General features: G+C 65.9%; 20 protein-coding genes. 10 read left to right on the top strand and 10 right to left on the bottom strand.

All coding sequences use genetic code 11. The annotated features are described in order from the left end of the window. Nucleotides 1–14: 14 nt before the first annotated feature. Genes POF53_RS17615 through POF53_RS17595 form a run of 5 tightly spaced genes read right to left on the bottom strand, consistent with a single transcriptional unit; the run spans nucleotide 15 to nucleotide 4,859 of the window. Nucleotides 15–1,034, bottom strand: coding sequence for a polysaccharide biosynthesis/export family protein (locus POF53_RS17615; RefSeq protein WP_232856948.1), 1,020 nt, complete (start codon nucleotides 1,032–1,034; stop codon nucleotides 15–17). Between the two features lie 22 nt (nucleotides 1,035–1,056). Further along, nucleotides 1,057–1,704: a CpsD/CapB family tyrosine-protein kinase gene (locus tag POF53_RS17610; protein ID WP_050705462.1), complete on the bottom strand. Its 648-nt coding sequence runs from the start codon at nucleotides 1,702–1,704 to the stop codon at nucleotides 1,057–1,059. A gap of 1 nt (nucleotide 1,705) precedes the next feature. Next, nucleotides 1,706–2,452 (bottom strand): sugar transferase, encoded by a 747-nt coding sequence (locus tag POF53_RS17605; RefSeq protein WP_050705463.1) that lies wholly within the window; start codon nucleotides 2,450–2,452, stop codon nucleotides 1,706–1,708. Beyond that, nucleotides 2,449–3,513 carry an NAD-dependent epimerase gene (locus tag POF53_RS17600; protein ID WP_232856949.1) on the bottom strand — a complete coding sequence of 355 codons (1,065 nt, stop codon included), beginning with the start codon at nucleotides 3,511–3,513 and terminating at the stop codon, nucleotides 2,449–2,451. Before POF53_RS17600 ends, POF53_RS17605 begins: the two co-directional genes overlap by 4 nt. After that, nucleotides 3,510–4,859, bottom strand: coding sequence for a UDP-glucose dehydrogenase family protein (locus POF53_RS17595; RefSeq protein ID WP_050705465.1), 1,350 nt, complete (start codon nucleotides 4,857–4,859; stop codon nucleotides 3,510–3,512). Before POF53_RS17595 ends, POF53_RS17600 begins: the two co-directional genes overlap by 4 nt. A gap of 384 nt (nucleotides 4,860–5,243) precedes the next feature. On the opposite strand from POF53_RS17595, the gene POF53_RS17590 reads away from it, so the two are divergent. Next, the gene (locus POF53_RS17590; RefSeq protein ID WP_232856950.1) at nucleotides 5,244–6,953 is read left to right on the top strand and encodes a sulfatase-like hydrolase/transferase; all 1,710 of its coding nucleotides are present in this window, start codon (nucleotides 5,244–5,246) and stop codon (nucleotides 6,951–6,953) included. A 2-nt stretch (nucleotides 6,954–6,955) separates the two neighbouring features. Here POF53_RS17590 and POF53_RS17585 read toward each other — a convergent pair whose 3' ends face one another. Together POF53_RS17585 and POF53_RS17580 are read right to left on the bottom strand one after the other, a co-directional pair. Next, entirely contained in the window at nucleotides 6,956–9,202 is a 2,247-nt protein-coding gene (locus POF53_RS17585) for a TonB-dependent receptor (protein WP_498968733.1), read from the bottom strand. 123 nt (nucleotides 9,203–9,325) lie between these two features. Continuing rightward, nucleotides 9,326–10,975 (bottom strand): M24 family metallopeptidase, encoded by a 1,650-nt coding sequence (locus POF53_RS17580; RefSeq protein ID WP_498968731.1) that lies wholly within the window; start codon nucleotides 10,973–10,975, stop codon nucleotides 9,326–9,328. Between the two features lie 78 nt (nucleotides 10,976–11,053). Between POF53_RS17580 and pdxR the strand changes: the two genes are divergently transcribed. Then, complete coding sequence (gene pdxR / locus POF53_RS17575) at nucleotides 11,054–12,544, top strand: MocR-like pyridoxine biosynthesis transcription factor PdxR (protein WP_475858664.1); 1,491 nt, start codon at nucleotides 11,054–11,056, stop codon at nucleotides 12,542–12,544. A gap of 6 nt (nucleotides 12,545–12,550) precedes the next feature. Here the strand turns inward: pdxR and POF53_RS17570 are convergent, their stop codons facing one another. After that, nucleotides 12,551–13,339, bottom strand: coding sequence for a formate/nitrite transporter family protein (locus POF53_RS17570; protein WP_267812541.1), 789 nt, complete (start codon nucleotides 13,337–13,339; stop codon nucleotides 12,551–12,553). A gap of 297 nt (nucleotides 13,340–13,636) precedes the next feature. On the opposite strand from POF53_RS17570, the gene POF53_RS17565 reads away from it, so the two are divergent. Together POF53_RS17565 and POF53_RS17560 are read left to right on the top strand one after the other, a co-directional pair. Continuing rightward, on the top strand, nucleotides 13,637–14,464 hold the full coding sequence (locus POF53_RS17565; protein ID WP_203646335.1) for a DNA-binding protein: 828 nt from the start codon (nucleotides 13,637–13,639) through the stop codon (nucleotides 14,462–14,464). A 213-nt stretch (nucleotides 14,465–14,677) separates the two neighbouring features. Next, nucleotides 14,678–15,571: a sterol desaturase family protein gene (locus tag POF53_RS17560; RefSeq protein ID WP_498968728.1), complete on the top strand. Its 894-nt coding sequence runs from the start codon at nucleotides 14,678–14,680 to the stop codon at nucleotides 15,569–15,571. Here POF53_RS17560 and POF53_RS17555 read toward each other — a convergent pair. After that, on the bottom strand, nucleotides 15,554–16,240 hold the full coding sequence (locus POF53_RS17555) for a helix-turn-helix domain-containing protein (RefSeq protein ID WP_203646339.1): 687 nt from the start codon (nucleotides 16,238–16,240) through the stop codon (nucleotides 15,554–15,556). The two genes, POF53_RS17560 and POF53_RS17555, sit on opposite strands and share 18 nt — an antisense overlap. Before the next feature lie 203 nt (nucleotides 16,241–16,443). Between POF53_RS17555 and POF53_RS17550 the strand changes: the two genes are divergently transcribed. After that, the gene (locus POF53_RS17550; RefSeq protein WP_203646341.1) at nucleotides 16,444–18,123 is read left to right on the top strand and encodes an MFS transporter; all 1,680 of its coding nucleotides are present in this window, start codon (nucleotides 16,444–16,446) and stop codon (nucleotides 18,121–18,123) included. A gap of 60 nt (nucleotides 18,124–18,183) precedes the next feature. Here POF53_RS17550 and POF53_RS17545 read toward each other — a convergent pair whose 3' ends face one another. Beyond that, on the bottom strand, nucleotides 18,184–18,753 hold the full coding sequence (locus POF53_RS17545; RefSeq protein WP_110737761.1) for a hypothetical protein: 570 nt from the start codon (nucleotides 18,751–18,753) through the stop codon (nucleotides 18,184–18,186). Between the two features lie 146 nt (nucleotides 18,754–18,899). Here POF53_RS17545 and POF53_RS17540 point away from each other — a divergent pair, with 146 nt between their 5' ends. Genes POF53_RS17540 through POF53_RS17520 form a run of 5 tightly spaced genes read left to right on the top strand, consistent with a single transcriptional unit; the run spans nucleotide 18,900 to nucleotide 23,153 of the window. Continuing rightward, nucleotides 18,900–19,577, top strand: coding sequence for a thermostable hemolysin (locus POF53_RS17540; RefSeq protein WP_232856959.1), 678 nt, complete (start codon nucleotides 18,900–18,902; stop codon nucleotides 19,575–19,577). Next, nucleotides 19,567–21,033: an AMP-binding protein gene (locus tag POF53_RS17535; RefSeq protein ID WP_498968724.1), complete on the top strand. Its 1,467-nt coding sequence runs from the start codon at nucleotides 19,567–19,569 to the stop codon at nucleotides 21,031–21,033. The genes POF53_RS17540 and POF53_RS17535 overlap by 11 nt, the downstream gene beginning before the upstream one ends. 8 nt (nucleotides 21,034–21,041) lie before the next feature. After that, complete coding sequence (locus POF53_RS17530) at nucleotides 21,042–21,722, top strand: iron-containing redox enzyme family protein (protein WP_498968722.1); 681 nt, start codon at nucleotides 21,042–21,044, stop codon at nucleotides 21,720–21,722. Then, complete coding sequence (locus tag POF53_RS17525; protein ID WP_498968720.1) at nucleotides 21,709–22,515, top strand: SDR family oxidoreductase; 807 nt, start codon at nucleotides 21,709–21,711, stop codon at nucleotides 22,513–22,515. The genes POF53_RS17530 and POF53_RS17525 overlap by 14 nt, the downstream gene beginning before the upstream one ends. After that, nucleotides 22,512–23,153, top strand: a complete 642-nt coding sequence (locus POF53_RS17520; protein ID WP_203646352.1) for a tetratricopeptide repeat protein — start codon at nucleotides 22,512–22,514, stop codon at nucleotides 23,151–23,153. Before POF53_RS17525 ends, POF53_RS17520 begins: the two co-directional genes overlap by 4 nt.

Raw genomic sequence — 23,153 nt, 5'->3', positions numbered from 1 at the left:
GGTTCGTCCCCCGGTCAGTCGTCGCTTTCTTTGTTGTCGACGCGGTAGCTGAAGCTGAAGCCGAAGCCCTGGAACAGCACCACGTCGGCCAGTTGCCGGGACAGCTCGGCGGCGCTGGCCAGCTTGGTCTTGGGCACGTAGAGCATGTCTTCGGGCTGCAGGTAGGCGAGCTTCTGGGTACCACCGGACAGCGCCTGGTCGACGTCGTAGTTGACCGCGTGCACGGTGTTGCCTTCACGGCGCATGATCACCACCGAGCCGAGCTTGGCCTTGAGGGTCGGGCCGCGGGCCAGGGTCAGCGCTTCGAGCACCGATATTGGGCGGCGGATCTGGAAGGCGCCGGGCTGGCCGACTTCGCCGAGCACATAGATCTCGTTGGCGGCGGTGGACTTGAGCAGCACGTCCACGCTCATGCGCCCGGGCAGGGTGGCGTAGCGCTCGTTGAGGTAGTCGCGCAGCTGGTTGACGGTCATGCCCTGCAGCGGCACCGAACCGATTTCCGGGAAGGTGGCGCGGCCGTCGTTGCCCACGGTGATGTCGCGGCTCATGCCGGTGCCGGGGTGGTTGAGGGCGTTCTTCAGGTTGACCTCGTCGGTCATCGGGCTGATTACCCGCACGGTGACCTGGTCACGGTTGGGCTTGAACACCCGCTTGTCCTGGTAGGCCTGGCGGATGGCGTTCTCGGCCTCGCCGGGGGTCATGCCCTCGACGCGCACCGCAGCGTTGGTGCTGGGCAGGGTGATGCTGCCGTCGGGCTGCACCAGCTGGTTGCCGTTCAGGCCGCTGGCGGCCATGAAGTTCAGGTCCAGGGTGTCGCCGGACTGGATGCGGTAGACCCCGGCCGAACGGTTGCTGACGTGGAAGATCACCTCCAGCACGTCCTGCGGGCGCAGCACCTGCTCGCGGCGGGCGACTTCGGTGGCCTGGCTCTCGGCCGGTGGCGCGGTAAGGATCTGCACCGGCATCTGGCGGTCTTCCTGGCTGGCGCAGCCGGCCAGGGCCAGCACGCACAGGGCAATCGATGGGTATCTCATGGCGTTCATCCTGTGCGGCCTCTCAGAGATTTTCGTACAGCCACTTGGGCATGTAGTACTTGCGCTTGTTGAACACGCTGCCGATCAGTCGCGCGCCGGCCTGGGTCAGGCGTTGACTGGCGGCCTGGGCGACTTCCCAACGGGTCTCCTCGGCGCACACCACCAGGATCACGCCGTCGACCAGGGTGCCGATCACCAGGCTGTCGGCGCTGGCGTAGATGGCTTCGCCATCGATCACCACGAAGCGGTACTGGTTACTCAGCTGGTGCAGCAGCACGCGCAACTGCTCGTGGTCGAGGCGGTCGCGGCCGCGTTTCCAGGTGCCCACCGGCAGCACGTCGAACGGCTGGTCGGACAGGCGCACGATGCAGTCCTGGGCCAGCGGCGGGGTGTCCTGGTTGAACAGCAGGTCGCTGTAGCCGCGCAGCTTGCCCAGGCCCAGTTGCTGGCTGAGGCCGCCGGGGCTGAGGCTGGCGTCGATCAGCAGCACGTTGCCCGCGCTCATCAATGCCAGCTGGCTGGCAAAGGCCAGGGCGCTGGTACTGGTGCCGCTGCCGGTGTTGGCCGCGGTCAGCAGCAGGGTGCGCTGGTCGAGGTCGAGCACGGTGGAGGTCAGGTTGGTCTCGCTTGGGGTAGCGATGGTCAGACTTCTTGAGGATGAACCGTCCATCTCAGCTTGCTCCGTGGCCAGTGAACACTTTGAACGGGGTCTTGAGCAGGATCTTCAGGTCCAGCATCAGGCTCTGTTCGTTGATGTAGCTCAGGTCCAGCTCTACGCGTTGGTCGAAGTCGATGTTGCTGCGCCCGGAGATCTGCCACAGGCCGGTCATGCCCGGGTAGATCGACAGCCGCGCCAGGTGGTTGTCGTGGTAGCGGTAGGCGTTGAACGAGGTGGGGCGCGGGCCGACCAGGCGCATGTCGCCGGTAACCACGTTGATCAGGTTGGGCAGCTCGTCCAGGCTGCTGCGGCGCAGCCAGCCGCCTATCGAGGTGATGCGCGGGTCCTTGTCGATCTTGAAGTCGATGGATTCGGCGCCGTGCTTGTTCAGGTGGCGCAGCGAGTCCTTGAGCGCCTCGGCGTTGGCCACCATGGTGCGGAACTTGTACATGCCGAAGGCGCGGCCCCGGTAGCCGGTGCGCTTCTGCACGAAGAACACCGGGCCCTTGCTCGACAGCTTGATCAGCAGCGCCAGCACCAGGAACACCGGCGACAGCAGCAGCAGCAGGGTCAGCGCGGCCAGGCACGACAGCACGCGGTTGGTCCGCGACAGCGTCCACGGGCGGCCCCCGGCACGGCCGGTCATCCAACCGCGGCCCTGCATGTGGATGGCGGCATCGATGCGCTGCCGGTGCGCCGGGTCCATGCGTTTGTCCTGGTACAGCGCCTGCAGTTGCGCGCTCTTGGGTTGTCCTGTCATACCGCCCTCCGCTGATCTGGCTGCTCGCCCGTGGGCGCCGCTTCGCTGGCGGCGGGCGAGTGGTAGCTCTTGAACCAGGCGACGAAGCGCCCGAGCCCTTCATCAAGGCCTATCTGTGGGGTGAAACCGGTGACCCTGGCCAGGGCGCTGGCGTCGGCGCAGGTGGCCAGCACATCGCCCGGTTGCAGCGGCAGCAGTTCGATCACCGCGTTGCGCTGCAGGTGTTTTTCCAGCAGGGCCAGGTAGTCGAGCAGCTCCACCGGGCGCTGCCCACCGATGTTGTACAGGCGCCAGGGCGCGTGGCTGCTCGCCGGGTCCGGGTTGAGCGTGTCCCACTGCGGGTCGGCGACCGGGGGCAGGGGGATCAGCCGCACCAGGCTTTCGACGATGTCGTCGATGTAGGTGAAGTCGCGCTGGTGACGGCCATGGTTGAACAACTGGATCGGCCGGCCTTCGCTGATCGCCTTGGCGAACTGCATCGGCGACATGTCCGGGCGGCCCCAGGGGCCGTACACGGTAAAGAAACGCAGGCCGCTGCAGGGGATGCCATAAAGGTGGCTGTAGCTGTGGGCCATGGCCTCGTTGGCCTTCTTGGTGGCGGCATACAGCGACAGCGGGTGGTCCACCGAATCCTGCACCCGATAGGGCGTCTGCTGGTTGGCGCCATACACCGAGCTGGACGAGGCGTACAGCAGGTGCTTGACCGGATGGCGGCGGCAACCTTCGAGAATGTTGAGAAAACCGGCCAGGTTGCTGTCCAGGTAGGCTTGCGGGTTTTGCAGCGAGTAGCGCACGCCGGCCTGGGCCGCCAGGTGCACCACCACCTCCGGACGCTCGCTGGCGAACAGCCGGGCCATGCCGTCGCGGTCGCCCAGGTCCAGGCAGTGCAGCGGGAAATCACCGACTGTCTGGCGCACCCAGTGCACGCGGGCATGCTTGAGTGCCGGCTCGTAGTAGTCGTTGAAGTTGTCCAGCCCCACCACCTGGTGCCCCTCGAACAATAGCTGGCGGCAGGTGTGGGCGCCGATGAAGCCGGCCGCGCCGGTGACCAGCACTTTCATGGCGCATCCACCTGCGGGGCGACCTGGCGCAGGCCGATGCCGCTGTAGTGCAGGCCGTGGGCGGCGACCTGTTCGGGGTTGTACAGGTTGCGTCCGTCGACGATCACCCGCTCGCGCAGCTTGCTGGCCAGCATCGAGAAGTCGACCACGCGGAAGTTCTTCCACTCGGTGCAGATCACCAGGGCATCGGCGTCCTGCAGGGTGTCGTCGCGGGTGGCGCACAGGTGCAGGTCGTCACGGTAGCCGTACAGGCGCCGGCACTCGTCCATGGCTTCGGGATCGTAGGCGCGCACGGTGGCGCCTTCGGCCCACAGGGCCTCCATCAGGTAGCGGCTGGGGGCCTCGCGCATGTCGTCGGTGTTGGGCTTGAAGGCCAGGCCCCACAGGGCGATGGACTTGCCGGCCAGGCCCGCCAGGCGCTGCTTGAGCTTGGCGAAGAGGATGCGGCGCTGCTGGTCGTTGACTTCATTCACGCTCTGCAGCAGGCGCAGCGGCATACCGCTGTGGGCGGCGGTGTGCAGCAGGGCCTTGATGTCCTTGGGGAAGCACGAACCGCCGAAACCGCAGCCTGGATAGATGAAGTGGTAGCCGATGCGCGGGTCGGAACCGATGCCGCGGCGCACTGCCTCGATATCGGCGCCCAGGTGTTCGCTGAGGTTGGCCAGCTCGTTCATGAAGCTGATGCGGGTGGCGAGCATGGCGTTGGCGGCGTACTTGGTCAGCTCGGCGCTGCGGTTGTCCATGAACATCAGCTTTTCGTGGTTGCGGCAGAACGGCGCGTACAGTTCGGCCAGCTGGTCATGGGCGACTTCGTCGAGGGTGCCGACGATGATCCGGTCCGGACGCATGCAGTCGGCCAGGGCGCTGCCTTCCTTGAGAAACTCGGGGTTGGACACCACGCGCACCTGCAACTGGCCCTTGCCCAGGCGCTGCAGTTCGTCGCGGGCCAGGGCCATGACCTGGTCGGCGGTGCCCACCGGCACGGTGGACTTGATGATCAGGGTATGGTCGGTCTCCATCAGCGCGGCAATCTGCCGGGTGACGTTGAGCACATGGCTGAGGTCGGCCGAGCCGTCCTCGTCGGGCGGCGTGCCGACGGCGATGAAGATCAGTTCGGCGTGACTGACCGCGTCGCTGGCCTGGGTGCTGAACAGCAGGCGGCCTTCCTTGATGTTGTCCTCGAGCAGGTCCGACAGGCCCGGCTCGCTGATCGGCGGTACACCCTGGCGCAACTGGTTGATCTTGTGGGTATCGACATCCACGCACAGGACCCGGTGACCTACGTCCGCCAGGGCTGCTGCCTGTACCAGTCCGACATAACCGGTGCCAAAAACGCTCACGTCCATGCGCGGTGCCTCGTATGGATGAGTAAGGGAGATGAAACAGTGGTGTGAATTGGGTATAGCTCAGCCCGGTGGATTTGCGTCAAAGCAATGGCATGTTTCGTCGAATTTACAGACCCTGGCGAAACGGGCGTTCTGCCACCAACCTGTTTCCAATCCGTGTGTTAGCGCGCATAGCTAGTGGCAATTGGCCGTTCGACGAACCGATGAACGGTTGGACGCACCGAAATAAGCGGGTTGCAGACGATAGGGAGAATCAACAACAACTTGCGGCAGGTGCCAGATTCTGGTGTCGGTATGTCGTCGGAATTTTGACTTTTTTGCGTTGTGGTTTGTTTCACAACTGCTACGGTTTGAGGAGATTCCCATGACCGGAGTGGCCGAAACATGCGCGGATGGATCAAGCTTTTGCTGTTGCTCGTCTATCTGGCCAGCTTTCATGCCTATTACCGCGAGCGCATAGAAGCCCTGGGTATTGGCCTGCCACTGGTGCTGTACCTGGGGGTGTTCGCTGTATTGGCTCTGGCCCTGCTGCTGGCCGCGTTCAGCCGCCCCGGCTGGCTGCGCTGGTCGCTGGCGCTGGCGTTCACGGTCAGTGCGATCTTTCTCGACGCTTATAACCGCATCACCGACTCCTACCTGACCTATAGCGCATTCGTGTCCATGGTCTATGCCGGCGGTTTCGTTCAGGAGGCCCTGCAGCAATATCACTACGCTATTACCCTGGCCGCGGCACGGGCGCTGTTGCTGCTGTTTGGTCTTGGCTTGCGCCCGGGGCCGACCCCTCGGCTACCGTGGCTGTTGCCACCCGTGGCGCCGGTGCTGGGTCTGCTGGCGCTGATCGCCATCCTGTTCGTGCGCGCCGGCGAGGGCGCCCGCGGGCTGCCGGTGATGTACACGCCGCTGGCCTACCTCAGCCTGTTCGGCTACGAGACCCTGCACGACCATGTCGGGCCGCGCCAGCCAGTGACCCTGGCCCAGGCGGGGCCGGCGATGGCGCGGGATATCGTGCTGCTGATCGACGAGAGCATCTCGGGCAACTACCTGGACCTGAACACCCCGGCCGGGGTCACCAGCCACCTGGGCCAGGCCCAGTCCGGCGTGTCAATCGTCAACTTCGGCTATGCCGCGTCCATCGCCAACTGCAGTGCCGACACCAACGTCACCCTGCGCTATGGCGGAACCCGCACCGATTACCTGCGCATCAACTCGACCCAGCCGTCGATCTGGCAGTACGCCAAACGCGCGGGCCTGGGAACGGTGTATATCGATGGCCAGCGCACCGGCGGCAACCTGCAGAACCTGATGACCGAGACCGAAAAGCGTGATATCGACCAGTTCATCCAGTTCGACGACACCCCCGTGGTGCAGCGCGACATGGCGGCGCTGGAGCGGCTGGTGGCGTTGCTCAAGGACGGCAGGCCGCAGCTGATCGTGGTGAACAAGGTCGGCGCCCACTTCCCGGTGCATGACAAGTATCCGGATGACTTCCTCAAGTACCAGCCCGCCTTGCCTCGGGGGCGTTACGTCGATATCGCCGACACCGGCACCCGCGATGGATTCGATGGCCGTCCGCAGGACTGGGTGTTGTATCGCAACGCCTACCAGAACACCGTGCTGTGGAATGTCGGCGAATTCTTTCGCCGGCTGTTCGCCGAGGGTGATCTCAGCCAGGCCGTGGTGCTCTATACCTCCGACCATGGCCAGGACCTGCATGAGCGCGGCAATCCTGGCCTGAACACCCATTGCGACAGCGATCCTGTGCCGGAAGAGGGCCTGGTGCCATTGGTGGTGATCCAGGGCGAGGGCCTGCGCACGCTGGACTGGCAGGCCCATCTGCAGGCCAATCGCAACGCTTCCAGCCATTACAACCTGTTCCCCACGCTGCTCAAACTGATGGGTTATGACGGCACGGCCGTGAGCGCGCGCTACGGCCGTTCGCTGGACATGCCGACCGACGACCCGTTCACCTTCAACGTGCGTTTCAATGCGCGGCTGGGGGCCAAGCCGGATTTCCGTCACATCGACCTGGGGCAGGTGGTCACGCCCGCCAGTGTCCTGGCGGGGCAACCGATGCCGGTAGGCAAGGCGGACTGAGGTCAGAAATCGATGCTGGCAGACAGCTGTACCGTACGCGGCGCACCCAGCCCCAGGCTGGTGAGCAACGGCATGCCCCAGTAGGCCTTGTTGGTCACGTTCTCCACCGTGCCGCGCAAGGTCACCGGGTGGTCGGCCACCTGCAGCCGGTAGCGGGCACCGACGTCATATATCGTGTAGCCAGGAATCGACTGGCTGTTGTCGTCGCTGATGTACTGCTTCGACACGGCGGTGGCGTTGGCGGTCAGGGTCAGGCCATCGAGCAGTGGGGTGTCCCACTCCACGCCCAGCTTGCCTTGCAATTTCGGCTGGCCGGTGGCGGTCTTGCCTTCCTCGGCGGGGTTCTCGGCCTTGGTCACCTTGGGGTCGAGGCGCGCCACGCCGCCCATCAGGCGCACATCGGTCAGCGGGGTGCCGAAGAAGCTCCACTCGAGCCCGCGGTTACGCTGTTCACCACCGAAGGAGAACACCTTGGTCACCGGATCGGTGAAGCTGCTGGGGCGTTCGATCTGGTACAGGCTCAGGGTGTGGGCGAAGTCGCCAAGGTCGAGCTTGATGCCGACTTCCTTCTGCTTGGACTTGTAGGGGGCGAACACTTGGCCGGCGTTGGGCGCGGTAATCGGGGCGATGGCACCCTTGCTCAGGCCCTCGATGTAGTTGGCGTACAGCGACACCTCGTCGGTGACCTTGACCAGCACTGCCGCCGCTGGGGTCGTGGCGCTCTCGTTGTAGCGCGTGGTATGCGCGCCGTTGCTGACGTCGAAACTGTCGGTCAGCACCTGCTGGCGACGCACGCCCAAGGTGAGTTGAAGACGCTCGTCGAGGAACGACAGGGTGTCGGCCAGGCCGTAGCTGCTCAGGCGCGACTCGGTGTGGGCGATGGCCGGGTAGCTCCTGGCGGCCTCCGGTCCCCAGACTGGGTGGTAGATGTTGTTGACCCACTCGGCCCCCGGGACGTTGCGTCGGCCATAATCGTGCTGCTTGTCCGAGTAGTGCGTGGCGTTGAGCGACCATTGGTGACCGACACCGAACGTGTCGAAATGGCCGCGCAGGCCGGCCTCGCCCGAAGTCTTCTTGAGGTCGATCTTCAACTGGCCCATGTTCGTCTCCATGTCTCCAGCGGTGTTGAACACCTCGGCGAGCATGGTGCCACTGTAGGCATAGTCGGTCTTGCTGGTGCCGGCCGCGGCATAGGCCATGAGGTTGTCGTTGAGGTCGTACTCGCCGCGCACGATCACGCCCTTGTCGCGGGTCTGGACGAAGCCCCAGTCCGGGTTGAGCAAGGTCTCGGACTTCGGCGGCCGGGGCACTGGCACGCCTGCGGCCAGGCCGATGCCGCGGTTCTGGCCCCTGACCCGGTCCTCGCTTTCGTACAGGTCGGCGGACAGGCGCGCCCGCTCGCCGCGCCAGTCGAGGCCCAGGGCGTTGAGCTCGGCCTTCATGCGCTGATGGTCGGTCGCGGTGTCGCCGTCACGATAGACACTGTTGAAGCGCACGCCGAACTGCTGCTGCTCGCCGAAGCGGCGGCCGACGTCGAGGTGCCCGCCGAACTGCGCGTCGGACATGTAGGTGGTGGTGATCCGGGTCAGCGGTTCGGCGCCCGCGCGCTTGGGCACCAGGTTGATGCTGCCGGCCACCGAGCCGGCCGGTGGCATGCCGTTGAGCAGGGCAGACGGGCCCTTGAGCACTTCGATGCGCTCGTACATCTCGGGCGAGATCCGGTAGTAGGGCGCCATGCCGTACAGGCCACCGATGCTCACATCGTTGATGTTGGAGTTGAAGCCGCGGATCGAGTAGTTCTCGCTGTAGGTGCCCTTCAGGCCATTGCTGAACACTGCGGGGTCGGTCGCGGCGATCACGTCGGTGACGGTTTGCGCCTGGGTGTCCTGGATGTACTGGTCGGTGTAGCTGATGGTGCTGAACGGCGTCTCCATGAAGTCCTTGTTGCCCAGCAAGCCGACCCGGCCGCCCGAGGCCACCTGGCCGCCGGCGTAGGCGGGGGGCAGTGCGCTCGGGGCGTCGAGGTCGCCTTCGACCCGGGTCTCGGTCAGCTCGAGGCTGCCGCTGGCCTGGTCTTGGCGGGATTTTTCCACTTCCTCGGCCCGTTCCACGGTCTGCGCCGCGGTCACGCTCATGGAGACACCGCCCAGGCCGAGCAACAAGGCCATGTGCACGGCGGCGAAGGTGCGATTGAGGTCGAAGTGGGGCACAGCCGGCTGCTGCGCCGGGCTGACACGCTGTTGCGACATGCTGGATTCCTTTCGATTCGCAAGTGAGTGAAGGCATTCACTAGGCTTTCCGACCCAGTACGGTAAAACCTCAATGCAAATCATTAACATCCAGCAGTGCAGCTGACGATCAGCCCGGCAGGGTCAACTGGCGATGAGGATATCCTCGAAGAACGCCCCGACCGGTTCGCTGGGATGGCACAGCTGGATTTCCAGCACCCAGACCATCTCCCCCGGCACGATCTGCAGGTCGGCCAGCTTCTCCTGCCCGTACAGGACATGGGGGAAGTCGGCGATGCGATGCCCGGCCAGGTTGCGCTCCAGACACCAGCCCCTGGCCTGGGCACTGCGCTCGGCGACGTTGTACAGCTCGCGCCCGGTCAGTCCGCGGCGCCAGGCCAGGCGCGTCTCGTCGAACACGGCATGCAGCGCTTCGACGCAGGCGTGGTGCAGGGGGCGGTCGCCGAACACGAAGGTATCCCCATAATCACCCTCGTAGCCGTCCCATACCGGGCCGAGATCGACCACTGCGATATCGCTGGCGCGCAGCCTGCGCTGCGGGTCGATGCCCTGGCGCGGCGTGCGCACGGTGTCGTCGCCGAAGCGGATGTAGGTCGGGTGCCAGGTGTGCGAGGCGCCCATGGCCCGCAAGGTGCGCTCGGCCATGGCCAAGGCCTGGGCGGTGGTCATGCCGACTTCCAGCTGGCTGGCGATGGCGGCCAGGGCCCGTACCGTCTGTTCGCGGGCGGCGAGCATGCCGTCCAGCGAGTAGCGCGGGCCGACTTTCTCCAGTTGCGGGTCCAGTGCCGTCGACGGCAGCGCTGCGCCGCTGGGCACGAAGGCCTCAGCGATGAAGCGATGGGCCTGCACGCCTGCGCCAAGGCATTGCTCGCGGACCTGCTGGATCATCGTGGCGTTGCCACAGGCGTAGACCTGGGTATCGGCCCAGCGATGCGCCTGGGCCAGCGCCACCTGCTGCACGCGGGCCTGGGTGGCCAGGACCGGATGCCAGCGAAACCGAGGGTGCGCCTGGCTGCACTGGTCGAGGAACGCACGGTCGTAGAAATCGGCCGGCGAGGCGCCGCCCCAATACAGCGTGACCTCGGCATCGCGTGCCAGGGCCATCAGCAGCAGAGGCTTGATGCCGGCATAGCCGGTTCCGGTGGCGAACAGTACGACGGGGCGTTCATCTTCATGTTGCCAGGTGCAGGCCCCCACCGGGCCTTCGAGGTTCAGCACGTCGCCTATGCCGAGTGATGGCAGCAGGTGCTCGGAAAACAGGCCGCCAGCGACCCTGCGGATATGAAACAGCATCCGTCCCTGGTCCTGCGCCGGCAGGTTGGCGATGGAGAAACAGCGGCTGTCACCGTTGTCGAGGCGGAACCTGAGGTACTGGCCGGCACGTACCTCGACGGGCTGTTCGGGTTGCAGCACCAGCTCGGTGATATCGACGCTCAGGGAGCGCTTGTCCAGTACCCGCGCGCTGAAGGCCAGCGTCGGCGTGTCCAGTGACCAGCCGGGAATCGCCAGGCGCATGTCGCCGCAAGCGTGGCTCTGGCACAGCAGCAGTTCGTCGGCGGCCAGGGGATAGGAGGGCGCGGGCGTATCCGCGTCGCGCAGCCTGTCGCGATACTGGCCGGCGACCACCTTGACCTTGCACGAGCCGCAGGCGCCGCGACGGCACGAGAAGGGCACGGCAAGGCCACTGGCGAGCATGGCGTCGAGCAGCAGCTCGTCGCCGGCCTCGAAGGTTCTGCCCGAGGGCGACAATTCAATGACATGGTGGTTGGGCATGGCGATCTCGCGGCAGTGGGAGCGGTGATTGTTGCGGTAGACTTGGACCAGGAAAACCTCCAGTTTTGGATAATTCACATGGTCCAGTTACGCAAATGGCGGCCGTTGCTCAACCTGGACGGGGGCGAGCCGCAGGCCTCCTATCGAAAGATCGTCGAAGGACTGGTCAGCGCGATCAGCGATGGCCGCCTGCTTCCCGGAACCCCCTTGCCGGGTACCCGGGACATGGCGCAACTGCTCGACGTCAATCGCAAGACGGTGATCCTTGCCTACGAGGAAGCGGCGACCAAGGGCTGGCTGTACAGCGTGCCGCGCCGGGGAACCTTCGTCAGCCAGCAGCTCGCCGCGCAGGCGACGCCGGCGCGCCAGGTGGCGCAGCCATTCGCTCCGAAATTGCGCGATGCGCCTGCCACTGCGTATTTCGCGGCGAGCGAGCAGGCAACGGCGTGGCACCAGCGCCCCGGGGCACTGTTCTTCGACAATGGCGCCTGTGACCATCGCCTGTTGCCCCAGGCGGTCCTGCACCGTTACTACCGCAAGGCCCTGCGTCACAGCTTCGCCACCAATACCGTGCGCCATGGCAGCGACGGCAGCGGCCATCACCTGCGCCGGGTGCTGGCGGACATGCTGCGCCAGGAGCGCGGGCTGAACGTGGGGGCCGAGCACATCTGCCTCACCCAGGGCACGCAGATGTCGCTGTACCTGGCCGCCAGCGTGTTGCTCAGGCCCGGTGACGTGGTGCTGGTGGAGCGGCTGAGCTATCCGCCGGCCTGGGAGATCTTTCGCCAGCTGGGTGCCCGGCTGGAGACCGTGGACCTGGACGAGGAGGGGTGTCGCGTCGAGCAGATCGAAGCGCTGTGCCGGCTGCATCCGGTGCGCTTTCTGTATGTCACGCCCCACCACCAGTTTCCCACCACCGTCAGTTTGCGCGCCGGTCGCCGGCGGCAGTTGCTGGAACTGGCGCGGCGCCATGATTTCTGCGTGATCGAGGAGGACTACGACCACGAGTACCACTTTGCCGGGCGGCCCTACCTGCCGCTGGCCAGTGATCCCCTGCAGCGCCATGTGATCTATGTCGGCTCGTTGTCCAAGTCGCTGGGCAGCACCTTCCGTTGCAGCTTCATCGTCGCGCCGCCGGCGGTGGTCGAGACGCTGAGCCGCACCGCGGCGCTGAGCCTGGGGCAGGGTGATGCGGTGATGCAGCGGATGCTCGCCGACCTGATCGAGGCTGGTGAGCTCAGGAAGCATCTGCGGCGGGTATCCAGGGAATACCGGCAGCGCCGGGATATGTTGCTGGCTTGCCTGCGGGAGGCCTTTGGCGAGCGTATCGCAGTGCAGGTGCCGGAAGGCGGGTTGGCGCTGTGGGTGAGGTTTGCCCCGTCGATCGACGTGGGTCGGCTGGCGGTCGAGGCGCTGCGACTGGACCTGGTGGTGCGTGCCGGCCGGCAGTTTTCACCCGCCGGCCAACCCGAGAATGCCCTGCGCCTGGGGTTCGCCTCGCTGGATCCGGACGAGATCCGCCAGGCCGTGCAGCGTCTGGCCCAGGCTGCGAAGGCGGTGGCCGGCTGAGGCCAGCTACTGCAGCGCGCCCTGTTCCTGAGCCGGTGCGCCGAACGAGACGTAGTAGGCCAGGCCGACGAAGATCGCCCCACCCACGGCATTGCCCAGGAACACCGCCGCCAGGTTTTCCAGCAACTGCCCCCAGCTCAGGTAGCCGGCAAAGATCGCCGCCGGGATCAGGAACATGTTGGCCACCACGTGCTGGAAGCCGATGGCGACGAAGGCCATGATCGGGAACCAGATGCCGAGGATCTTGCCGCTCATCTCACGGCTGGCGTACGACAGCCACACCGCCAGGCACACCAGCCAGTTGCAGCCGATGCCGGAGACGAAGGCATGCAGGAAATCGGCACTGACCTTGCTGGTGGCGCCCGCCAGGGTCTTGCCCAGGTACGGCCCCTCGGTCAGTCCGAGCAGATGGCCGAAGCAGTAGGCGACGAACAGTGCGCCCAGCAGGTTGGCCAGGGTCACCAGGGCCCAGTTGCGCGCCACCGCCCACAGGCGGATACGTCCGGCGAACATCGCCAGGGGCAGGCTCATCATGTTGCCGGTAAGCAGTTCGCCCCCGGCCAGGATCACCAGGATCAGGCCGATGGGAAACACCGCGGCGCCCAGCAGGGTGCCGAACGAGGCCCATGGTGTGGGGATCATGGTGCTGACGTGGATCGCCAACAGGAAACCCAGGGAGATGAACGCCCCGGCCAGGAAACCGAGGATCAGGGTGGCGCGGGTGGGTAGATGGGCTTTACGGGTGCCGGCTTCTATGACCAGCTCGGTGATCCGGGAGGGGGTATTCACAGACATTTCAACAACTCGAACGCAAGGACGACGGCTCAGGCCGTGGATCGGGGTTTGGCAGCAGCGGGGAAGGCTTCGAAGCGGGCGGCACGTTAGCTGAGGCAATTTGACGCGGTCAAATCGATAGGCTGGATGAGGTGATAGATATCATCTATGAAGGGCGGGTGTTCAAGCGGGCTGTACTATATCAAAGCGACCGTAATGGACGACCTGCAACCGACGCGCTTGAAAAGGCGGTGCGGGACGTGCAGTATTCAGCAAATTACATGGTACATGCCATGGTACGTAATGGTGGAGTGAGCAATGGCCCGCATAGGCATCGACAAGGCAGCTGTTCAGCAAGCGCGGCAGGCGCTGATGGCCCGGGGTGAGAATCCGAGTATCGATGCGATACGTATCGAATTGGGCAACACCGGGTCGAAGACCACCATCCACCGCTACCTGAAGGAACTCGATCGCCAGCCTGTGTCGCTGCTGGGCAACAGTACGGCGCTGAGCGAACCGCTGGGGCGGATGGTCGAGCGACTGGCCGCGCAATTGCAGGAGGAAGGGCAGGCACGCATCGATGCCGCCGAGGCTGCCGCACAGGCCCATTGCGCGGCGATGCAGGCTGAGCTGCAACGGGTCCAGCGCGAACTGGCCGGCGCGCTGCGCCAGGTCGAGACCTTGAGTGGTGCGCTGCACGTCGAGTCCGAACGCCTGGCCGCCAGCCAGGCCAACCTGCAGGCCGAACAGTTGCGCAGTGCCGGTCTGAGCCAGTCCCAGGGCGAACTGCAGGCGCGCCTGGCCGACAAGGACGAGCAACTGCGCGCCAGCCTCGAACAGCGCCAGCAGGAGCAACGCCGGAGCGAGACCCAGGTGCGCCAGTTGCAGGGCCAGTTGCAGACCCTGCAGCAGGGCGCCATCGCCCGCCAGGACGAACTGACTCGCCTGCACCGCGACAACGAACGCCTGCTGGCCGAGCAGCGCCAGGCGACGGCACAGAGCAGGTTGCTGGACGAGCAATTGCAGCAGCGTGACGCCCAGGTGCAAGGGTTGCGGGCGATACTGGCCCAGGCCCAGGGCGCCAATGACGAGATGCGTCGTCAGTTGGCGGCACGAATCCAAGGCGCGATCGACGGTCCCCTGTAGGAGCGGCCTTGTGCCGCGAAAGGGCTGCGTAGCGGCCCCAGGATTTCAGCGTCGATGCAAAGATCGCCGGGGCCGCTTTGCGGCCCTTTCGCGGCACAAGGCCGCTCCTACAGGGACGTGTGCAGGCCTGAGGCAGGAAATGCGCCGTTCGTTCAAGCGTCACGTTCAGGCACCAGGCAACACTCGCGGCTCCATCCATGACCGGAGCCTTCCATGCGCATCCTCTATGCCCCATGCTTCTTCCTCGGTTTCATCGGCACAGCCGTCTACCTGATCAACCTCGGCGCCGACATTCTCTGGCTGCTGCCCCTGCTCGGCGTGGCCATCCTGCTGTCGTTCACCTGCGAAGCGCTGTATCCGTACAAGCCTGCCTGGAGCGAGGCTGACGGGGAGGTCGGGCGCGATGGCTTGCACGCGCTGGTCAACGAAACCCTGAATGTCGCCAGCATCGCCACGATTCCACTGTTCGCCGGCTGGCTGCCGGCCAGCGGGCTGTGGCCCAGCCACTGGCCGGTGCTGTGGCAATTGCTGCTTGCCATACCCCTGGCCGACCTGGGCATCACCCTGGTGCACTACGCCAGCCACCGCAGCGCGCTGCTCTGGCGCCTGCACGCGGTGCATCACAGCGTGACCCGGCTGTACGGCTTCAACGGCCTGATGAAGCACCCGCTGCACCAACTGGCCGAGGCCCTCGGCGGTGTGCTGCCGTTGCTGTTGCTGGGCTTGCCGCAGGATATCGCGGCGCTGCTGGCCTTCAGCATCTCGGTGCAGTTGCTGCTGCAGCACAGCAATGTCGACATGCGCATCGGCGGCCTGCGCCATCTGTTCGCCTGGGCGCCCGTGCACCGGCTGCACCATCTGAAGTACGGCACGCTGGGTGACGTCAATTTCGCCCTGTTCTTCCCGCTGTGGGATCGCCTGCTGGGGACCGCGCTGCATCTGCCTGGTTATGGGCTGGCCGATGACGACATGGGCATTGGTGATCGCCCGGACTACCCGCAAGCATACCTGGCTCAGCTGCGTGAGCCGTTTCGCCCGGCAGCCACGGCGCAGCCGCCGGCACCACTGCCACGCGGCCTGCGCCAGGCCCTAGACCAGCGAATCTGAGCGCAGGTGGCGCAGGGCCTCGCTGGCGCGGATACCGAACTGCTGACGCAGGCTGCGTGAAAGGTGCGCCGAGTCGGCAAAGCCCGCGGCCATGGCTGCTTCGGTCAGGGAGGCGCCGGTCAGGGCTTGGCGCAGGGCTTGGCGCAGACGCTGCCACAGCACCAGGCGTCGTACCGACAGGCCGAGGCTGTCGCTGAACAAGCGTTCCAGCTGGCTGATCGACAGCGCGGCCTCCTGCGCCAGCGCCGTGGCAGGCAGACGCTGGTCGTCCAGCGCACGGATCCGCGCCAGTGCCCGGTTCAGGCGAGGGTCCAGCGAACGGCGCGGTGTCAGACGCAGTGCTTGGGCCAGACCGGGGATGCTACGGGGTGCCTGTTGGCAGACGTCGAGCAAGGTCTCCAGGGAAAACGCCAGAGGTTCGGCGAACAGAGTGATGCAAGGCGGCTGATGAGCGAGGATGGCGTGGGGCTGCAGCGACCCGATGGCCAGCAACCTGCCGCTGCGCTGCTCGCCCGCGATTTCAACGCACACCTTGCCCTCGAGGGGCAGCAGCACCTGGTGGGCATAGTGGGCGTGTGCACTGGTACGGCCCGGCGTGCCGAACAGCAGGCAATGGTCATCGGCCAGCCAGAGTCGACCTCGCCAAGCGCCGTCCTGTCGTTCGTTCATCCCTGCTTCCTATCCAAATTGGCCCATAAACACTCATGCGAGTGGATATCGTTCAAAGGCCGATTATGCTTGAGGTGACTTGCCGCGATCCGAGGCCGATGCCTCGTCGTGCTTCGCGCAGCCTGCAATGCCCTTGGGCCTGGGTGCGTGCTTTGGGATCTGCTGGAGCACTCCGGTCTACCACAACCAGACGGAGGCGACCCATGGCGGTCCTAGACAGCGCATCCACGGGCAGTAGCGCGCCCCAACGTGGCATCACCCGGGAGGAGCGCAAAGTCATCTTCGCCTCGTCCTTGGGCACCGTGTTCGAATGGTACGACTTCTACCTCTACGGATCACTGGCGGCGATCATCGCCAAGCACTTCTTCGCCGGGGTCAACGAGACCACCTCGTTCATCTTCGCCTTGCTCGCCTTCGCCGCCGGCTTTGCCGTGCGGCCATTCGGCGCCATCGTGTTCGGGCGCCTGGGCGACATGATCGGGCGCAAGTACACCTTCCTCATCACCATCGTGATCATGGGTATATCCACCGCGGTGGTGGGGCTGCTGCCCAGCTACGCGACCATCGGCGTGGCCGCGCCGGTGATCCTCATCAGCCTGCGCCTGCTGCAGGGGCTGGCGCTGGGCGGCGAGTACGGCGGCGCCGCCACCTATGTGGCGGAACATGCGCCCAAGGGCAAGCGCGGCTTCTTCACCGCATGGATCCAGACCACCGCCACCCTTGGCCTGTTCCTCTCGCTGCTGGTGATCCTGGCCTGTCGTACCGCCATGGGTACCGAGGCGTTCGAGGCCTGGGGCTGGCGCATACCATTCCTGCTGTCGATCCTGTTGCTGGCGATCTCGGTGTACATCCGCCTGCAGCTCAACGAGTCGCCGGTATTCATGAAGATGAAGGCCGAAGGCAAGGCGTCGAAGGCGCCGCTGACCGAGTCGTTCGCCCGCTGGGACAACCTCAAGGTGGTGATCATGGCGCTGCTCGGCGGCACCGCCGGGCAGGCGGTGGTGTGGTACACCGGGCAGTTCTATGCGTTGTTCTTCCTGCTGCAGACGCTGAAGATCGACCCGCAGACCGCCAACCTGCTGATTGCCGGTTCGCTGCTGATCGGCACGCCGTTCTTCATCGTCTTCGGCAGCCTGTCCGACCGCATCGGGCGCAAGAAGATCATCATGGCCGGCTGCATCATCGCCGCGCTGACCTACTTCCCGATCTTCAAGGCACTGACCGAGTACGGCAACCCGGACGTGTTCGTCGCCCAGGAGCAGAACCCGGTGGTAGTGGTGGCCGACCCCGGGCAGTGCGCGTTCCAGTTCGATCCGGTGGGCAAGGCCCGGTTCACCAGCTCCTGCGACATCGCCAAGAGCCTGCTGGCCAAACGGGCCATTCCCTACGAGAACGAGAAAGCCGAGCCTGGCAGCGTGGCGCAGATCCGCATCGGTGAGCGGGTGATCCCGAGCTTCGAGGGCAGCAGCCTGGCCGCGGCGGACCTGAAGACCCAGGGCGATGCCTTCACCGCCACCTTGACGGCGGCTCTCAAGGAAGCCGGCTACCCCGAGAAGGCCGACCCGGCGAAGATCCACTACCCGATGGTGTTGCTGCTGCTGAGCATCCTGGTGATCTACGTGACCATGGTCTACGGCCCGATCGCTGCCTGGCTGGTGGAGCTGTTCCCGGCGCGGATCCGCTATACCTCCATGTCGCTGCCATACCACATCGGCAACGGCTGGTTCGGCGGCTTCCTGCCGACGGTGGCCTTCGCCATGGTCGCGGCGACCGGGGACATCTACTACGGGCTGTGGTACCCGATCGTGATCGCGGTGATGACCGCGGTGCTGGGGATCTTCTTCCTGCCGGAAACCAAGGATCGCGACATCAACCACACCTGACCGCCCGCAAGCCCGCTCCACACGCTCGTGGGAGCGGGCTTGCCCCGCGATGACGGTTGATCAATCGAAGTACCCACGCAAGGTAAATCGGTACCCGACATCCACCGCCGCCATCTGCGGTTTGGCATAGGTTCTCTTCAGCACGAACTCGATCGCCGGTTCGTACAACCCGTCGCGCACCACGGCGCCCGCCAGTACCTCCACCACGTACCAGCCGTTGTCCAGCTCGATGATCGGCCGCCCCGGCTCCTGGTAGCGCGCCAGCAGGTCGCCCAGGGTCTTGTTGGTGAAGTGCTGCAGGACGCGCCAGGTGAACAGTATCAGCGCACGGTTCTCGACCCGCAGCACATACCCCGCACGACGATGCTTGAGACGGCTGCCGGGCTCCAGCAGTGCCGGCGTGCGCTCGTCGAGGGTGAACAGGATGCGATAAGGCAGGTTATCGATTCCGGCCAGCGGCAGGATCACCCCTTGCGCCACCGCCAGGTCGCCGCTGTCGGTGCTGGTGAAGGCGCGGGCGAGGTCGTCGGGCAGGTCGTGGTCTTCCTTGAACTGTTCGAGCAACTGGATATCACCAAGCAGGAAATAGTCGATCAGGTCGTTGAGCACTTCGCTGAATTCGTAGCGCATGGGTAGTCCTTGTTCTGGCTGCGCCGGAGAAGTCAGCAATGTAGCAGTCCTGGCAAGGCCCGCCATCACCTATCGAGTGGGTCACTTCAGGCTGCCTTCAGATTCGCCGCCGATACTGCCTGCACTGTAACCTGCGGGGGCCTGTCATGACCGAGCCGACCTGGAACAGCCTGTTCCCCTTGCCTATTGGCAACCATGCGCCCCACCAGGCGCGGCTCACGCTGCACGACCCGGAAACATCCGGTCGCGCTGCCATAGAGCAGTTCATCCACGCACGCTTCGCCTGTGTCCACCATGCCGATGTCCATCACTACCTGCCGCAGCTGCTGGGCCTGCAGGACCGCCATGGCCGGCTGATGGCTGCCGCCGGCCTGCGCCTGGCCGCCGCTGCGCCGCTGTTTCTGGAGCGCTACCTCGATATGCCGCTGGAACGCGCCGTGGCGGGTGTGGCGGGGAGCCCGGTGCCCCGCGAGCAGCTGGTGGAGGTGGGCAACCTGGCCGCACTCAGTGCCGGCAGCGCGCGGATCATGATCATCGCCGTGACCTGGTTGCTGGCTGCCCGCGGTCTGAGCTGGGTGGCCTTCACCGGTGCGGCGACGTTGCTCAACAGCTTTCGCCGACTGGGCCTGGAACCTACGGTAGTTGCTCAAGCCGACCCCCGGCGTATCGACGATGACTCCGGCGCTTGGGGCAGTTATTACGCACATCACCCGCAGGTGTTCGTCGGCAGCATCGACCAGGGCCATGCGGCATTGGCCCATGCCGGCGTGTTCGAGCGGCTGGGCCTGCCGACGATCCGCCAGGAGGCCGGTCATGCCGCATGACATCCAGAGCTTTTTCGAAACGCTGCAGGTCCATGGCCGACACCGCGGTGCCCAGCCAGCGGTACAGGGCGCTGGCGAAAGTTTCACTTATGAGCAACTGCTGTGCGAGGTTCGGCAGCGGGCGGGCTGGCTGCGCGAACAACCGCCCGGTACCTTCGCCCTGGCCCTGGAAAACGGCCCGCAAGCCCTGCTGTGGGATCTGGCGGCACTGATGGCCGAGCGTCCGTGCCTGCTGCTTCCGGGCTTCTTCAGTGCGGCCCAGCGACGCCACTGCCTGGTGCAAGGTGGCGTGACACGGGTGCTGGCCGATGCCGGCCTGGCGGCGGAACTTAGCGACTGCGGATTCACCCGGGACGCGCGATTCTGGAGCCGGGACAGCGTCGCGTCGCCGCCCCTGCCGGACGGCACCGCCAAGATTACCTACACCTCCGGCAGCACCGGGGCGCCCAAGGGCGTGTGCCTGGGCGCGACGGCCCTGGTCAGGGTGGCCCACGAACTGGAGGTCGCCAGCCGCGCGGCGGCGCCGGGCAAATACCTGGCGGTGCTGCCGCTGGCGGTGCTGCTGGAGAACCTGGGGGTGTACGCGGCGCTTCTGGCAGGCGCCAGCGTAGTGCTCTACACACAGGCACAGCTGGGCATTGGCGGCGCCAGCCAGGTGGATTTCAGCCGTCTGCTCGGGGCCATCGCCCTGAGCGGTGCCGAGAGCCTGATCCTGGTTCCGCAGCTGCTGCTGGGGTTGGTCACGGCTATCGAACGGGGGGCGATGCGGGTCGGTCCGCTGCGTTTTGTTGCCGTGGGTGGCGCCCGGGTGGCCGACAGCCTGTTGTCGCGCGCCGCGGCGGTGGGGTTGCCGGTGTACGAGGGGTACGGGTTGTCCGAGTGCGCATCGGTGGTGTGCCTGAACCGGCCCGGGGCGCTGCGCCCGGGCAGCGTCGGACGACCGCTGCCCCATGTGCAGGTGCGCATCGCCGAGGATGGCGAGGTGCTGGTGGCGGGTACGGCGCTGCTCGGCTATCTGGGCGAGCCTGCGTTCACCGGCCAGTGGTGGCCGACCGGCGACCTCGGCCAGCTGGACCGTGACGGCTACCTGCACCTGGCCGGGCGCAAGAAGAACCAGTTCATCACCAGCTTCGGCCGCAACGTCAACCCGGAATGGGTCGAGGCCGAACTGACCCAGGGTGGGGTGATTGGCCAGGCCTTCGTGCATGGCGAGGGCCTGCCGGGCAACCTGGCCCTGCTCTGGCCCCTGGACCCGCAGGCCAGTGATGGGCAGATCGCGACGGCGCTCCGCCAGTGCAATGACGGCCTGCCGGATTACGCCCGGGTGCATGCCTGGCGACGCCTGCCCGAACCTTTCAGCGCCGAGGCGGGCACCCTGACCGCCAATGACCGTCCGCGCCGCGACGTGATCCTGCGGCATTACCAATCACTGTTGTCCGACCTTCAGCATCCGTGAGGTACGCCATGTCCTTTTTCGAAATCCTGCAAGCGCAGACTGCGAGGGAGCGTGAAGCCTTGTTCAGCGTCCCGGTGATCCGCGATGCCTTGGGCGGGGTGGTCAGCCTTGAGGGCTACGTGGCTTTCCTGACCCAGGCCTACCACCATGTTCGCCATACCGTGCCGCTGATGATGGCCTGCGGCGCGCGGATGCCGTCGCGCCTGGAATGGCTGCGCGGCGCGGTGTGCGAGTACATCGAGGAGGAGTACGGCCATGAGCGCTGGATCCTCGACGACATCGCCGCTTGCGGCGCCGACCCGGCCACTGCCCGTGACGGCCGGCCGGCACTGCCGATCGAACTGATGGTGGCCTACCTTTACGACCTGATTGCCCGGGGCAATCCGGTAGGGCTGTTCGGCATGGTCAATGTGCTCGAAGGGACCAGCATCGCCCTGGCCACCCAGGCCGCCGGCAGGATCCAGGGTAGCCTGGGACTGTCGGACAAGGCGTTCAGCTACCTCAGCTCCCATGGCGCCCTCGACCAGGACCACATGCTGACGTATCGCGGCCTCATGGACCGCCTGGAGGACAGCGACGACCAGCAGGCGGTGATCCACGCCGCCAAGGTGGTGTACCGACTGTACACCGAAATGTTCCAGGGCTTGCCGCGGGCCGGCCAGACCGAGGTGCGCCATGCGCTTGCCTGAATGCGTGGTGGTGCTGACCGGTGCCAGTGGCGGCATCGGCCTGGAACTGGCCGAACAGCTGTGCGCCGCCGGTGCGCGGGTACTGGCGGTGAGCCGGCACATGGGCAGGCTGGCGCAGTTGATGAACCGCTACCCGCAACAGTTGCGCTGGCAGGCGGCCGACCTGCGCGGCGCCGAGGGTCGCCAGGCGGTACTGAGCGCCGCCCGGGCCATGGACGGGGTCAATGTGCTGATCAATGCCGCCGGGATCAACCGCTTCGCCTTGCTCGACCAGCTCGACGAAGCCGCCCTCGACGAACTGCTGGACATCAACCTCAAGGCCGCGGTGCAGCTCACCCGTGGCTGCCTGCCATTGCTGCGCCTGCAGCCTCGGGCACTGGTGGTCAACGTCGGCTCCACCTACGGCTCGATCGGCTACCCCGGCTATGCCGTCTACTGTGCCAGCAAGTTCGCACTGCGCGGCTTCTCCGAGGCCTTGCGCCGCGAATTGGCCGACACCTCGGTGAACGTGCTGTACGCCGCGCCACGGGCAACGCGCACGGCGATGAACAGCAGTGCCGCGACGGCGCTCAACCAGGCGTTGAAGGTCGGCGTGGATCAGCCGGGGGATGTGGCCCGGGCCGTGCTTGCCGCGGTCCAGGCCGACCGCAGCGAGTTGTACCTGGGCTGGCCGGAAAAACTCTTCGTGCGTTTGAACGGCATGTTGCCCGGGCTGGTTGATCGTGCCCTGCGCAAACAACTGCCGCTGATTCGTCGCTACAGCGCCCACTCGGGCAAGGAGTCAGGCAAATGAAACGTCTGTTACTGGCCAGTGTGCTGGCCTTCTCGCCGGTTGTCTGGGCTCTGGACCAGGCCGGCAGCCAACGTCTGAACGAGGTGCAGCAGCGCTGGGCGCAGATCCAGTACAAACTGCCCGAGGCGCAGCGCAGCAAAGCCTTCGAGGCCCTGGCGGCGGACGCGGCGGCTTTGGTTCGTCAGTACCCGGGCTCGGCGCAGCCGCTGATCTGGGAAGGTATCGTCGACAGCAGCTGGGCCGGTGCCACGGGTGGGCTCGGCGCACTGGGCAAGGTCAAGGCCGCCCGCGCCAGCCTGGAGAAGGCCTTGGCGATGGACCCCAAGGCCCTGCAAGGCTCGGCCTACACCAGCCTCGGCGCATTGTACGACCGGGTGCCGGGCTGGCCTTTGGGGTTCGGCGACAAGGACAAGGCCGAAGCCATGCTGCGCCAGGCATTGGCGATCAACCCCGACGGTATCGACAGCAACTACTTCTGGGCCGACCACCTGTACCGGCAGAACCGCTACGCCGAGGCCCGCGCCGCCCTGGACAAGGCGCTGCGCGCCGCGCCACGTCCGGGGCGCGAACTGGCCGACGAGGGTCGGCGCGGGGAAATCGATGCTTTACTCAAGGCCATCAGGGACAAACAGGACTGA

Source organism: Mitsuaria sp. RG (genome assembly GCF_028369275.1).
In the GTDB taxonomy this organism is placed as follows: domain Bacteria; phylum Pseudomonadota; class Gammaproteobacteria; order Pseudomonadales; family Pseudomonadaceae; genus Aquipseudomonas; species Aquipseudomonas peradeniyensis.
The sequence above is the reverse complement of the archived record's forward strand: the minus strand, read 5'-3'. Positions and strand labels throughout refer to the sequence as shown.